Origin of the sequence: Photorhabdus viridis (assembly GCF_040256935.1) — a bacterium.
Taxonomy (GTDB): Bacteria; Pseudomonadota; Gammaproteobacteria; order Enterobacterales; family Enterobacteriaceae; genus Photorhabdus; species Photorhabdus viridis.
Window position 1 is genome coordinate 1 of the sequence record NZ_JBEJZY010000032.1, and the last position, 14,211, is coordinate 14,211.

Below are 14,211 nucleotides of genomic sequence, written 5' to 3' on the forward strand. Positions count from 1 at the left end.
CTTCAAATTTTTCACCACAACGCTACCGGATATAGCGGACTCGCTGATGTCTAGAATTAACGACCATTTTCAGGTGCTAAAAACTGCATCTTGAAGTTTCTTGGGTATATCAAGAAGATAGCCTTGCTGGTCGCGATGCTTTGTTGTTTTTATCTCTGGAGTCAATGTAGGAGAGGCGAAAGTAACGCCTTGGCGGAAGATTAAACCGGGTTAATGAGGAAAATGGGTGGCATTATGAATCATAATGAAAGGAACAAACCCCGGTATTTTCAACGAGGTTTGTCAGCGGTCTATAACGGGCCAATCGGCCCGTTTAAAGATTTACGCATTGCTATTGGTTGGGGCTTCCGCTTTTGTATTACCAGAAGGTTTACGGCGTTTACCGATATTTTTGCTATCCCGATGACGTATTTTTTCTTTCTTCTTTGATTCTTCCGCTTTCTTTTTCTCTTTGCGTTTAGCCAATACTTTTTTCGATGGCTTATTGCTGGTTTTCTCACTTGGTGCTTTGGTTGTTGGGCGAAGTTCATCAACAATCCGCGATTTCAGTGGTTCGTTCAGATAGCGGCTGATTTTACCTAATAAAACATGATCATGCGCTTCTACTAAGGTAATTGCGGTACCTTTGCGACCAGCACGCGCCGTCCGGCCGATACGATGCAGGTAAACATCGGCGGTGCGTGGTAAGTCGAAGTTGAAAACATGACTGATATCATCAATATCCAATCCGCGGGAAGCAACATCAGTGGCAACCAGAACGTTGACGCTGCCATCATTCAAACGCTTAACAGCTTCTGTCCTTTTAGCCTGTACCATTTCCCCTTCGAGGAACCAGGCTTTGATACCGGCTTGACGCAGTCCATCTACAAGCTCATGTACACGTTCACGTTTGCGAACAAAAATGATGGATTTAGTGACATCCGATTGTTTCAGTAAATGGCAAAGCAGGGCTGTTTTGTGTTCCAGATTGTCTGTACGGTAGTAGAATTGCTGAATTTTTTTGCGTTCACGGCGTGACGGCTCTGCATCAATTTCAACCGGATCTTCCAGCAAGCGCTCTGCAAAATCACGGATGGCCTCCCCTTCCAGAGTTGCAGAAAACAGCATGGTCTGTTTGCGCCAACGGGTTTCGCCCGCGATGGTTTCAATATCATTGGCAAAACCCATATCCAGCATACGATCTGCTTCATCGAGGATGAGTGTTTCAACTGCCCGGCAATCAAAGTTTTCTTCTTTGATATATTGCAGCAGACGGCCAGTAGTGGCGACGACAATATCCTGATTCTCGCTGAAAACTTCTGCGTGGTTCATATAGGCCACGCCGCCGGTAATCGTAGCAACATCCAGATTGGTATGTGCAGCCAGTTCTTTTGCCTGGTCTGCCACTTGCATTGCCAGTTCACGGGTTGGTGTCAGGATCAAAATGCGTGGCGGGCCAGATTTTTTGCGTGGAAAATCGAGTAAATGTTGCAGAATTGGTAGCAGGTAAGCTGCGGTTTTACCTGTTCCAGTGGGCGCGGAACCCAGAACATCACGTCCATCCATTGCAGCCGGAATAGCAGCAGCCTGAATTGCTGTTGGGCGGGAGTAACCTTTATCATTTAGAGCATCAAGCAGGCGTTCATCAAGATCAAGCTCAGAAAAGTTTGTTGCAGTCATTATATACCTCTGTTTAGGCCGCCAATTATAAACAGGTTAGACGTATTGTTCATCTATTAAAGCTGTCAGTAAGGCAGATAGCTTTTATCGGAACATAATAACCCTTATCCTATGGCGAAATTTTTTGTGCTGACACAGATGCAGGTTATTAATTTGAAACAGAAACAATCTCTGCGCCGGGGAGGATTCACTTTTAAGCAATTTTTTGTCGGCCATGACCGATGTGCGATGAAAGTAGGAACAGATGGTGTTCTATTGGGCGCGTGGGCTCCGGTTAGTGGCAAAAAAGCAATTTTGGATATCGGTTGCGGCAGCGGGTTAATTGCTTTGATGTTGGCACAGCGTACAGATGAAAATAGCAAAATTGATGCAGTAGAACTGGATACTGGTGCTGCATTGCAGGCTCAAGAGAATATAGAGCAATCTCCGTGGCAGAGAAAAATAAATGTTTATCGTCAGGATATCGGTGATTTCGCTGATCGGTATTCACAATGTTATGACTTGATTGTCAGTAATCCACCCTATTTTGAACCGGCTGTTGCCTGCCGGAATGAGGCAAGAGAACAAGCTCGTTATACCAGCTCACTAACGCATCAGCGGTTATTACAATATGTTGGGAAGTTGATTACATCTGATGGTCTGTTTTGTGTGGTATTGCCGTATGTCATTGGTGAAGTATTTGAAACAATGGCATATCAGATGGGTTGGTTTTCTCACCATCGGGTCAATATTCGCGACAGGCAAGGTAAGCCATTACACCGGGTGTTGTTGGCATTTTCCCGCAAGGAAGAAACGAACTCAATAAGTGAATTGGTCATTCGCCAGCCAGATGGTGTATATACGCGGGAATTTCAGCAGCTCGTCACGGATTTCTATCTCTATTATTGAAGGAATCACGTTATTGAAAGAACCACGCCGGAGCGTGGTTGTGCTGGTAAAAATTAGGGGGTTAAAATGGTTGGTTTCGATTCTGACAGTAAATCGGGATAATCCAGTGTGAAATGCAGGCCCCGGCTCTCTTTTCTTTCCAGAGCACAACGTACGATTAATTCAGCGACTTGCGCCAGATTTCGTAATTCCAGCAAATTGTTGGAGATTCTGAAATTGGAATAATAATCATGAATCTCTTGTTGCAGCATATTAATACGACGCAATGCGCGTTCCAGACGTTTGGTTGTACGTACAATACCAACGTAATCCCACATAAATAGACGTAATTCGTGCCAGTTGTGTTGGATGACGACTTGTTCATCTGAATTGTCAACACGGCTTTCATCCCAGAAAGGGAGTTCTGATACTTCTTCGATTTTTTCAATTTGTTGTTGGATGTCTTCCGCCGCAGACCAGCCATAAACCAGACACTCTAACAGGGAATTGGATGCCATACGGTTTGCACCGTGCAGGCCAGTATAGCTGACTTCACCGATAGCATATAAGTTGTTGAGGTCAGTGCGGCCCTGATGATCGACGACTATGCCACCACAGGTGTAGTGCGCGGCAGGAACGATTGGAATCGGTTCTTTTGTCAGATCAAATCCCAGCGTCAGCAGTTTTTCATAGATCATCGGAAAATGCTGGATAATGAAATCAGTTGGCTTATGGCTGATATCCAGAAACATGCAGTCAGCACCAAGGCGTTTCATTTCATGGTCAATAGCCCGTGCGACGATATCGCGGGGCGCCAGTTCAGCGCGCTCATCAAAATCAGGCATAAAACGGCTGCCATCCGGTCGTTTCAGATAAGCGCCTTCACCTCGCAGGGCTTCTGTCAGCAGGAAATTACGCGCTTGTGGGTGAAAAAGACAGGTTGGATGAAATTGGTTAAATTCTAGATTGGCGATACGGCAGCCAGCGCGCCACGCCATTGCTATGCCATCACCGGATGAGATATCGGGATTTGTCGTGTATTGATAGACCTTAGCCGCACCACCGGTTGCCAATACAACAATCTTTGCGCGATAGGTTTCTACCTGTTCCTGCTGTCGGTTCCAGATATAAGCGCCGACTACCCGGTTATTACCATCGAATTGGGCTTTATTTGAAGTAATTAAATCAACGGCGTTGCAACGTTCTCTCACTGTGATGTTCGGATGAGATATGGTTTTTTCAACCAGTGTGGTTTCGACTTCTTTGCCGGTTGCATCAGCGTGATGCAAAATACGCCGATGGCTGTGTCCACCTTCACGGGTCAGATGATATTGTTTTTCGCCATCTTCACGGGTTACTGTATCAAATAAAACACCCTGATCAATCAGCCATTGCACACAATGACGAGCGTTGCTGGTGGTAAACTCAACAGCACTTCTATCGCAAAGCCCTGCTCCGGAGATAAGGGTATCTTCAACATGAGATGTGATGCTGTCTGTTTTATCGAATACTGCGGCGATCCCCCCTTGTGCATAATAGGATGCGCCTTCGCTGAGAATACTCTTACTTAATACAGTGATTTTATATTGTGAGGCCAGCCGTAAAGCCAAAGACAGGCCGGCTACACCGCTGCCTATGATAAGTACATCGCTGTAATGTTGCGGGAATAATGATTGCATAGTTGATTATGTATGAAGGAAGATGGGTAAAATCATGTTAGCCTATCAGATAGGATAAAGGCTATGATTGCAACAAAATGATGGCACAAATTGAACTTCGCAAAATTTTACTACTCAAAGCCATGCTTGCTTAGAAAAATGGGACATCATGGTTGGTTCAATAAATATAAATGTGGAGCTTTGCTTCAGGAGATTTAACCTCGGATGAGCGAGCAGTTAACGGATCAAATGCTGGTTGAGCGAGTGCAGAAAGGTGACCAGAAGGCGTTTAACCTACTGGTAATCAGATATCAGCATAAAGTAGCGAGTCTTGTATCCCGCTATATTCCGCAGGGTGATGTTCCTGACGTTGCGCAGGAAGCATTTATTAAAGCATATCGGGCATTGGCATCATTTCGTGGCGATAGTGCTTTTTACACTTGGTTGTATCGAATAGCAGTTAACACTGCTAAGAACTATTTGATTTCTCAAGGGCGGCGTCCACCATCCAGTGATTTGGATGTCAATGACGCAGAAGATTATGAAGCTTCAAATGCACTAAAAGAAATTTCGAACCCTGAGAATTTAATGTTGTCAGAAGAATTAAGGCAGGTGGTTTTCCGAACCATTGAGTCTCTTCCCGAAGATTTGCGAATGGCAATAACACTAAGGGAATTAGATGGGTTAAGCTATGAAGAAATAGCTGCTGTTATGGATTGCCCGGTAGGTACTGTTCGTTCCCGTATCTTCCGTGCAAGGGAAGCCATTGATGATAAAATTCAACCACTGATTTAAAATTAAAAATAGTGGAACAATACTGAAGGGTACTTTGGCATGCAAAGAGAAAAACTTTCCGCACTGATGGATGGCGAAACTCTTGATAGTGAAGTCGTTAGTATTTTATCTAAAGATTCTGCCATGCAGAAACACTGGGAAAATTACCACCTGATACGTGACGCATTGCGTGGTGATGTGACTGAAGTATTGCATATGGATATTGCGAGCCGGGTCGCATTAGCGCTTGAAAAAGAGCCTGTTCATTTTAACCCTGGGGCTGTTCCTGAATCTCAGCCTCAGCCAGAGAGCTGGCAGAAAATGCCATTCTGGAAAAAACTTCGCCCTTGGGCGAGTCAAATTACTCAAGTGAGTGTTGCAGCATGTGTTTCGCTGGCAGTATTGATAGGTGTGCAACAGTATAATAGTCATAATGCTGTGGATCTTGAATATCAATCTGACACGCCGGCATTTAACACATTGCCAATGATGGGATCTGCTTCTCCGGTGAGTCTCGGCGTGCCTTCCGGTGGTGATATGTTTGGCAATGATCAGCGTATGCAGGTGCAGGAGCGTAATAAACGCATTAATATCATGCTGCAACAATATGAACTCGACCGCCGTGTGCATTTTGAACAAAATGATGGACGGAGAATTCCACCACCGGTTGCTATTCCGGTTCCCGGAACACAATCTTTAGGAACGCAACAGCAGTAATGAAACATATCTGGTTCTCCGTCTCTTTGCTGGCGGGCAGCCTATTTACTCCTTTACAAGCCTCGGCGCAGTTCAGCAGCGCTGAGGCTTTGTTGCAGGAAATGGGTAATGCCGCTCAATCCCTGACTTACGAGCTTGCTTTTATTAATCTCAGTCAGCAGGCTATTGTCTCAGTTCGTTATCGTCACGCCATTGTTAATGGTATTCCAATTGCTCAAATCATGCAGATGGATGGTTCCCGTAGGGAGATTGTCCAGCGTGGTAATGAGATCAGTTATTTTGAACCTGGATTGGATGCTTTCAGTCTTAATGGCGATCATATTATTGACTATTTACCTGCCGTTATTTTTGCTGACTTCACTCAGTTGAAAAAATACTACAATTTCATCGATGTTGGCCGTACTCATATAGGCGACAGACCTTGTCGGGTTGTACGCATCACTTCCAAAGATGAAGTGCGTTATAATTATATTTTACTGCTCGATGAAAAAACGCATTTGCCATTACGTATCGATTTGCTTGATCGTGATAGTGAAACACTTGAGCAATTTCGGGTTGTTTCCTCCATAATAGGTGGCGATATCAATAATGCAATGAGTGTTATTACCCGTCTGAATATGCCACCCATGCTGGTCATTCCATCGTCAGAGAAAGTGGTATTCAACTGGAAAGTAGGAAAATTGCCGGATGGTTTCACCGAGGTTTCACGTAACCGGCGTAAATTGTCAAATATTGACTCGCTTGAGTCCATCATGTTCAGTGATGGTTTATTCAGTTTTTCAGTGAATGTGACTAACGCTGATAAAACCGGTAAGTTGGAACATCCTCTCCGTCGCGGGCACCGAACGATCTATAGTGTAATACGTGGAGCTAATGAGGTGACAATTATTGGTGAATTACCACTGGCAACCGCCAAGCGTGTCGCCGCGGGCGTCGCGTTTATAGGAGCTAACTGATGGTTAAAGAGTGGGCGACAGTAATCCGCTGGCAACAGGGGAGGGCATTATTACGTTATGGTTCCTCTTCTGGTTGTGGCAGTTGCCAGGCACGCGCGACATGTGGCTCCTATTTACTGAATAAATTGGGGTCTGATGGTATACATCAGCTCGAACTGGAGATTTTACAGCCGTTGCAGCCAGGGCAGAAAGTGGAAGTCGGGATCCCTGAAGGGAGTTTATTGCGTTCAGCGTTGCTGGTTTATTTAACACCACTTATTGGGTTATTCTTGGGCGGTGCGCTTTTTCAGTTATGGGTAACCAATCAATTATGGGTGTTTTGTGGTGGTGCTTTGGGAGGTATGTTAGGGTTCTTCCTTGCCCGCAAAATTGCGACTTATTGGGATAATCAGCAGGAATATCAACCCATCGTTTTACAAATAGGCTTGCCTCCTGATGCTATTCATATTCAGCATCAGGAATAAATCTGGTTTAATCATCCAAAACTTTTAATTTACTGACTCATATTAAAGCCACAGGCATGACTAGGTTTTCGTAGATTTGGCATGTAGAATACAGCCTTTCCGGCCGTTGGCCGGCCTATAAACCGTCGCTTTATGTCCCTCTGTGTGTCCATTAGGCGAATGATTCAGAAATATCAAGGCAGAAAAATATTTATAATGAAGCAAATACGAAATTTCTCCATTATTGCTCACATTGACCACGGTAAGTCGACGTTATCTGACCGTATTATTCAAATTTGTGGTGGTTTAACAGATCGTGAAATGGCAGAGCAAGTGCTGGATTCTATGGATCTTGAGCGTGAGCGTGGTATCACCATTAAAGCACAAAGTGTCACTCTGGATTACAAGGCGGATGATGGCCAACTCTATCAATTGAACTTTATCGACACCCCGGGGCATGTAGACTTCTCCTATGAAGTTTCTCGCTCGCTGGCTGCCTGTGAAGGGGCGTTGCTGGTGGTTGATGCCGGACAGGGCGTGGAAGCCCAGACGCTGGCTAACTGTTATACTGCGTTGGATATGGATCTGGAGGTTGTTCCTGTTCTGAACAAAATCGATTTACCGGCGGCTGAACCTGAGCGTGTGGCGGAAGAAATCGAAGATATCGTCGGTATTGATGCTACCGATGCCGTGCGTTGTTCAGCCAAAACGGGTGTTGGGGTACAAGACGTCATTGAGCGTTTAGTTAAAGAGATTCCGGCGCCGGAAGGTGATTCTGAAGCGCCATTACAGGCACTTATTATCGACTCATGGTTTGATAACTATCTTGGTGTTGTCTCCCTGGTTCGGATTAAAAACGGTACCCTGCGTAAGGGCGACAAAATCAAGGTGATGAGTACCGGCCAGGTGTATAACGCAGATCGTCTTGGGATTTTCACACCTAAGCGTGTTGACCGCGATGTACTGGGTTGTGGTGAAGTGGGTTGGTTGGTGTGTGCGATTAAAGACATTCTTGGCGCACCTGTGGGGGATACATTGACGCTGGCCCGGCAACCAGCGGAAAAACCACTGCCGGGATTTAAGAAAGTCAAGCCACAGGTTTATGCCGGGCTGTTTCCTATCAGCTCTGATGATTATGAGGGATTTCGTGACGCATTGGGTAAACTGAGTCTGAATGATGCATCTTTGTTCTATGAGCCGGAAAGCTCGACTGCGTTGGGTTTTGGTTTCCGTTGTGGTTTCCTTGGTCTGCTGCATATGGAGATCATTCAGGAACGTCTGGAGCGTGAATATGATCTTGACCTCATTACCACTGCGCCAACGGTTGTTTATGAAGTAGAAACGACCAGCCACGATATTCTCTATGTGGACAGTCCATCTAAACTGCCGCCACTGAATAATATTGAAGAGTTGCGTGAGCCGATTGCCGAGTGTCATATGTTGTTGCCCCAGGAATATTTGGGGAATGTCATTACATTGTGCATTGAGAAACGTGGGGTGCAAACTAACATGGTTTACCACGGTAAACAGGTTGCACTGACTTACGAAATACCGATGGCTGAAGTGGTTTTGGACTTCTTTGATCGATTGAAATCCACGTCCCGCGGTTATGCTTCACTTGATTATAATTTCACTCGCTTCCAGGCATCTGATATGGTTCGTGTGGATGTGTTGATTAATGGTGAGCGGGTTGATGCATTAGCGTTGATTACTCACCGTGACAACGCGCAGTACCGTGGCCGGGAACTGGTGGAGAAGATGAAGGAGCTCATTCCTCGTCAGCAGTTTGATATCGCAATTCAGGCTGCGATTGGTAATCACATTATTGCTCGCTCAACAGTGAAGCAATTACGTAAAAACGTCTTAGCGAAGTGTTATGGTGGTGACGTCAGCCGTAAGAAAAAGCTATTGCAGAAACAGAAAGAAGGTAAGAAACGCATGAAACAAGTGGGTAACGTTGAGTTACCACAAGAAGCTTTCTTAGCTATTCTTCATGTTGGTAAAGACCATTAATAAGCTTGTAAGGAGTCTAAATGGCTAACACTTTTGCCCTGATCCTAACGCTGGCAACGTTAGTCACCGGCATTATTTGGTGTATTGATCGTTTCAAATGGGCCCCAGCGCGTAAGAAAAAACTTATCAGATTGCAGGAGCTGACTGAAGGTACAATGGATCAGGAGCATCTGGCTGAGACTATTAACAAGCCAACATGGGTGGATACTTGTGCATCTATTTTCCCTGTGTTAGCCGTGGTTCTGATCCTACGCTCTTTTGTTTATGAGCCATTTCAGATCCCATCGGGTTCTATGATGCCAACTTTATTGATTGGTGATTTCATTCTGGTAGAGAAGTATGCATACGGATTGAAAGATCCCATCACGCAAACAACATTGATTAAGACCGGTGAACCAAAACGTGGTGATATCGCAGTATTTAAATATCCGTTGGATCCAAGTTTTGACTATATCAAACGGGTAATTGGCTTACCGGGTGATAAAATTATTTATGATCCGGTAAAGAAAGAGCTGAGTATTTTCTCGGGTTGTAGCAAAACAGAGAATTGTAAGGAAGAATTACCGGTTTCTTACGGTTCACTGTTCCCAAGTGAATGGACAATGCAGCAGTATGGCGTTAATTCCAAGGGTGAAAGCCTGAAAAAGATAGGTGTTTTCCAAATTCCGGTTGAAGAAACATTACCGCCTTATAGTCGGCGGCAAGGTGAACGGATTGAGAATTTGGGAACAGCGACACACCATATTCTGGAGATTCCGGGTTTACTACCGATGCCTAATTTCCGTCAGCCAGGTTTGCCAGAGGGCATGTGGATTGTACCCGAAGGCCACTATTTTATGATGGGTGACAACCGTGATAATAGCGCGGATAGCCGTGAGTGGGGCTTTGTTCCTGAGAAAAATCTGGTTGGCCGTGCTTCAGCGATTTGGATGAGTTTTGAGAAACAGGAAGGGGAATGGCCTACCGGAGTTCGCTTTAGCCGCATTGGTGGAATTAATTAATATTTCTATATTAGCGAAGCATTAATTTTACTCACAGTGTAGAATATCCTTTCAAACTTAATAACTGGCTCCCTTAAAGGAGCCAGTGCAAACGCAACAGTTTTGTCAGAATTTCCTGTAACAGGTCTGTTGCGTGTGCGTTTTTATTTGACGAATTCTGACCTATATTTGGTAGCACATGAATCCCATCGTAATTAACAGATTGCAGCGTAAGCTGGGGTACACCTTTGATCAGCATGATCTGCTGGTACAAGCGTTAACTCATCGTAGTGCCAGCAGTAGACATAACGAGCGGCTGGAATTTCTTGGTGACTCAATTTTGAGCTTTGTCATTGCCAATGCACTGTATCATCGTTTTCCTCGTGTAGATGAGGGGGATATGAGCCGGATGCGCGCCACATTGGTGCGTGGTAATACTTTGGCTGAATTGGCAAGGGAATTTGAATTAGGTGAATGTCTGCGTTTGGGGCCGGGTGAATTGAAAAGCGGCGGCTTTCGTCGTGAATCTATACTGGCTGATACGGTTGAAGCACTGATTGGCGCCATTTTTCTTGATAGCGATATTCAGACCATTGAAAGAATTATTTTGAGCTGGTACGAAACCCGCCTGAATGAAATCAGCCCTGGTGACAAACAGAAAGACCCGAAAACCCGTTTACAGGAATACCTGCAAGGGCATCACCTGCCCCTGCCATCATATCTGGTTGTTATGGTTCGTGGTGAAGCCCATGACCAGGAATTTACTATTCACTGTCAAGTGAGTGGTATCGAACAGCCGGTTAAAGGAACAGGCTCTAGCCGCCGCAAAGCAGAGCAGGCGGCGGCTGAGCAAGCATTAAAACAACTGGAGCTTGAATGAGCGAACAAGAAACCTATTGCGGATTTGTTGCAATAGTCGGACGGCCTAATGTGGGTAAATCCACATTGCTGAATCAGCTTTTAGGTCAGAAAGTATCTATCACTTCCCGCAAACCGCAGACTACCCGTCACCGTATTATCGGTATTCACACCGAGGGTGCTTATCAGACCATTTATGTGGATACTCCAGGATTACATATTGAAGAAAAACGGGCGATTAACCGGTTGATGAACCGTGCGGCCAGTAGTTCTATCGGTGATGTGGAACTGGTCATTTTTGTTGTTGAAGGGACGCACTGGACCCCTGATGATGAAATGGTCGTGAATAAACTGCGTAGCTTGCATTGTCCGGTTTTACTGGCTATCAATAAAGTGGATAACGTGACTGATAAAGCCACTCTGTTGCCACATATTGGTTTCCTCAGCAAACAGATGAACTTCCTTGATGTTGTACCGATGAGTGCTGAAAAAGGCATGAACGTAGATACGATCGCAAAAATTGTGCGCGGATATATGCCGAAAGCAACTCACCATTTTCCGGAAGATTATATTACGGATCGTTCCCAGCGTTTTATGGCGTCTGAAATTATCCGTGAAAAACTCATGCGTTTTCTCGGTGATGAATTGCCCTATTCTGTCACGGTTGAAATTGAGCAGTTCGTGGTGAATGAGCGTGGTGATTACAAGATCCACGGTTTAATTCTGGTTGAGCGTGAAGGCCAGAAGAAAATGGTTATCGGTAATAAAGGCAGTAAAATTAAAACTATTGGTATTGAAGCCCGTCAGGACATGGAAAGATTGTTTGATGTTAAAGTCCATTTGGAACTGTGGGTTAAAGTTAAAGCGGGTTGGGCTGATGACGAGAGAGCACTGCGTAGCCTGGGTTACGTTGATGATTTGAAATAAGGGCTCACCTGTGGACGGTTGGCAGCGTGTTTTTGTTCTTCATGGGCGTCCTTACAGTGAAACCAGTCTGTTACTGGATCTGTTTACTGAAAATGAAGGGCGGATCAGCGTATTGGCAAAAGGTGCACGCAGCCGTCGTTCCAATCTTAAAGGCTGCTTGCAACCATTTACCCCGTTACTGGTTCGTTGGAGTGGACGCGGGGCAATTAAAACGCTGCGTGATGCCGACCCTATCTCTCTTGCCCTTCCCCTTACCGGCAGCGTGTTATACAGCGGTTTATATATCAATGAATTGTTGTCAAGAGTGCTTGAGCAGGGAACGGCTTATCCTGCTTTATTCTTTGATTATCTCCGGTGTTTACAGATTCTTGCTGCCAGTGAATATACACCGGAACATGCATTGCGCCGGTTTGAGCTGGCGTTGCTGGCAAATCTTGGTTATGGCGTTGATTATCTTCATTGTGCAGGAAGTGGCGAACCTGTGGACGATACGATGACTTACCGCTATAGAGAAGAAAAAGGATTTATCGCTAGTCTGGTTGTTGATCATTACAGTTTTACCGGGCGTGAATTAAAATCACTGGCAGTCGGTGAATTTCCTGATTCGGTGACATTAAAAGCAGCAAAGCGTTTCACCCGTATGGCTCTAAAACCTTATCTTGGTGGCAAGCCTTTAAAAAGTCGTGAGTTATTTCGACAGTTTGTATGTAAAAATCCTGAAGAGAAAGAAAACTAATGAATTTGTTTCTCTTCATAATGGAAAGTGTAAACTTGTTATCCATTCAATATAACTACAGGAGATAAATATGGCTGAGGTATTGTTAGGTATTAACATCGATCACATTGCAACAGTGCGCAATGCTCGTGGTACAGTTTATCCGGACCCTATTCAGGCTGCTTTTATTGCAGAGCAGGCGGGTGCGGATGGTATTACTATTCATTTACGTGAAGATCGCCGTCATATTACTGATCGGGATGTTGAACTGCTGAATGAAACTATTCAGACCCGGATGAACCTTGAAATGGCTGTGACAGATGAAATGGTGGACATCGCTTGTCACTTTAAACCTAAATTTTGCTGTCTGGTGCCTGAAAAACGTCGGGAAATAACAACAGAAGGGGGTTTAGATGTTATTGGTCAGAAAGATAAAGTGGTTGAAGCGATTAAGCGTTTATCTGACGCGGGTATTCTTGTTTCGTTATTTATCGATGCGGATCACCAGCAGATTGATGCTGCTAGTGAGGTTGGCGCACCGTTTATTGAGATTCACACAGGTGCTTATGCTGATGCAGAAGGTGAAATAGAACAGGAAAAAGAGTTCCAGCGTATTAAAGAAGCTGTTACCTATGCTGCTGGCAAAGGGCTGAAGGTTAACGCGGGTCATGGGTTAACATATCATAACGTACAGCGTATTGCTGCTCTGCCGGAAATTTATGAACTGAATATTGGCCATGCAATAATCGGGCGTGCGGTATTCAGCGGCTTGGCTGCTGCTGTGGCAGATATGAAAACTGAGATACGGAAAGCTCGCCGTTAATGGCTATTCTTGGATTAGGTACAGATATTGTTGAAATTGCCCGTATTGAGGGTGTTGTCGGACGCTCAGGTGAGCGTCTGGCAAAACGCATTCTCAGTGAATCAGAATGGCAGCAATATCAGCAACATGAAAAACCGGTTCGTTTTCTGGCTAAACGTTTTGCGGTAAAAGAAGCCGCGGCAAAAGCGTTGGGAACCGGTATCCGTAATGGGCTGGCATTTAACCAGTTTGAAGTGCTTAACGATGATTTGGGAAAACCCATTTTGCGGCTTTATGGCGCAGCCGCAGAATTAGCCCAGAAACTGGGGGCAACCTCTTTGCATGTCACATTGGCTGATGAGCGTTGTTACGCCTGCGCGACAGTCATTCTGGAAAGTTAATTTCAGATTTTATCGGCATGATGTAATAGCACAAATTTATCCCACAATTGTTCTTCTGTTTCCTGACGGCCTGGATCGGTAATAATCGTATTGTTTATCGGACAGACTGACTGGCAAGTAGGAGCATCATAATGACCGATGCACTCAGTACAACGGTCAGAATTGATTTCATAAATTTCATCTCCCATTGATATCGCCTGATTGGGACATTCAGGTTCACACATATCACAATTGATACAGCTTTTTTTGATTAATAACGACATTTTAATAAATTAACTTATTTTTTGTTTTAAATCAGTGTGTTATTGATGGTTTTTATTCCTTGCTATTACACACTTCTTATATTTCTATACAACATAAATTACATTGAAAAACCAAGTCTAGCAACACAAAATATGAGATTTTTTATCTTAGAAAACCTTTATGTATGAGATTTATTAC

At 44.6% G+C, this 14,211-nt stretch carries 15 protein-coding genes; 12 read left to right on the forward strand and 3 right to left on the reverse strand.

The features are described from left to right. Window positions 1–321: 321 nt before the first annotated feature. Entirely contained in the window at window positions 322–1,659 is a 1,338-nt protein-coding gene (gene srmB, locus ABR397_RS14580; protein ID WP_350306366.1) for an ATP-dependent RNA helicase SrmB, read from the reverse strand. 138 nt (window positions 1,660–1,797) lie between these two features. Here srmB and trmN point away from each other — a divergent pair, with 138 nt between their 5' ends. Next, on the forward strand, window positions 1,798–2,547 hold the full coding sequence (gene trmN, locus ABR397_RS14585; protein WP_350306417.1) for a tRNA(1)(Val) (adenine(37)-N(6))-methyltransferase TrmN: 750 nt from the start codon (window positions 1,798–1,800) through the stop codon (window positions 2,545–2,547). Between the two features lie 53 nt (window positions 2,548–2,600). On the opposite strand, the gene nadB is transcribed toward trmN, so the two are convergent. Then, on the reverse strand, window positions 2,601–4,205 hold the full coding sequence (nadB, locus tag ABR397_RS14590; RefSeq protein WP_350306367.1) for an L-aspartate oxidase: 1,605 nt from the start codon (window positions 4,203–4,205) through the stop codon (window positions 2,601–2,603). Window positions 4,206–4,409: 204 nt separating this feature from the next. Here nadB and rpoE point away from each other — a divergent pair, with 204 nt between their 5' ends. From rpoE to acpS, 11 genes are all read left to right on the forward strand, one after another. Further along, window positions 4,410–4,979 carry an RNA polymerase sigma factor RpoE gene (gene rpoE, locus ABR397_RS14595; RefSeq protein ID WP_350306368.1) on the forward strand — a complete coding sequence of 190 codons (570 nt, stop codon included), beginning with the start codon at window positions 4,410–4,412 and terminating at the stop codon, window positions 4,977–4,979. 39 nt (window positions 4,980–5,018) lie between these two features. Then, a complete protein-coding gene (gene rseA / locus ABR397_RS14600; RefSeq protein ID WP_350306369.1) occupies window positions 5,019–5,675 on the forward strand; it encodes an anti-sigma-E factor RseA in 657 nt (218 codons plus the stop codon). Next, the gene (rseB, locus tag ABR397_RS14605; protein WP_350306370.1) at window positions 5,675–6,631 is read left to right on the forward strand and encodes a sigma-E factor regulatory protein RseB; all 957 of its coding nucleotides are present in this window, start codon (window positions 5,675–5,677) and stop codon (window positions 6,629–6,631) included. Before rseA ends, rseB begins: the two co-directional genes overlap by 1 nt. Further along, window positions 6,631–7,095: a SoxR-reducing system protein RseC gene (rseC, locus tag ABR397_RS14610; RefSeq protein ID WP_350306371.1), complete on the forward strand. Its 465-nt coding sequence runs from the start codon at window positions 6,631–6,633 to the stop codon at window positions 7,093–7,095. Before rseB ends, rseC begins: the two co-directional genes overlap by 1 nt. A 195-nt stretch (window positions 7,096–7,290) precedes the next feature. Beyond that, a complete protein-coding gene (gene lepA / locus ABR397_RS14615) occupies window positions 7,291–9,087 on the forward strand; it encodes a translation elongation factor 4 (RefSeq protein WP_350306372.1) in 1,797 nt (598 codons plus the stop codon). Window positions 9,088–9,107: 20 nt separating this feature from the next. Beyond that, window positions 9,108–10,088 carry a signal peptidase I gene (gene lepB / locus ABR397_RS14620; RefSeq protein ID WP_350306373.1) on the forward strand — a complete coding sequence of 327 codons (981 nt, stop codon included), beginning with the start codon at window positions 9,108–9,110 and terminating at the stop codon, window positions 10,086–10,088. 178 nt (window positions 10,089–10,266) lie between these two features. Continuing rightward, on the forward strand, window positions 10,267–10,947 hold the full coding sequence (gene rnc / locus ABR397_RS14625) for a ribonuclease III (RefSeq protein ID WP_350306374.1): 681 nt from the start codon (window positions 10,267–10,269) through the stop codon (window positions 10,945–10,947). Then, window positions 10,944–11,852 carry a GTPase Era gene (gene era, locus ABR397_RS14630; RefSeq protein ID WP_350306375.1) on the forward strand — a complete coding sequence of 303 codons (909 nt, stop codon included), beginning with the start codon at window positions 10,944–10,946 and terminating at the stop codon, window positions 11,850–11,852. The genes rnc and era overlap by 4 nt, the downstream gene beginning before the upstream one ends. 10 nt (window positions 11,853–11,862) lie before the next feature. Next, entirely contained in the window at window positions 11,863–12,588 is a 726-nt protein-coding gene (gene recO / locus ABR397_RS14635; RefSeq protein WP_350306376.1) for a DNA repair protein RecO, read from the forward strand. A 70-nt stretch (window positions 12,589–12,658) separates the two neighbouring features. After that, a complete protein-coding gene (pdxJ, locus tag ABR397_RS14640; RefSeq protein ID WP_350306377.1) occupies window positions 12,659–13,390 on the forward strand; it encodes a pyridoxine 5'-phosphate synthase in 732 nt (243 codons plus the stop codon). Beyond that, a complete protein-coding gene (acpS, locus tag ABR397_RS14645) occupies window positions 13,390–13,770 on the forward strand; it encodes a holo-ACP synthase (protein WP_350306378.1) in 381 nt (126 codons plus the stop codon). Before pdxJ ends, acpS begins: the two co-directional genes overlap by 1 nt. Before the next feature lie 2 nt (window positions 13,771–13,772). Here acpS and ABR397_RS14650 read toward each other — a convergent pair whose 3' ends face one another. Further along, window positions 13,773–14,033 carry a YfhL family 4Fe-4S dicluster ferredoxin gene (locus ABR397_RS14650; protein ID WP_350306379.1) on the reverse strand — a complete coding sequence of 87 codons (261 nt, stop codon included), beginning with the start codon at window positions 14,031–14,033 and terminating at the stop codon, window positions 13,773–13,775. Between the last annotated feature and the right edge of the window lie 178 nt (window positions 14,034–14,211).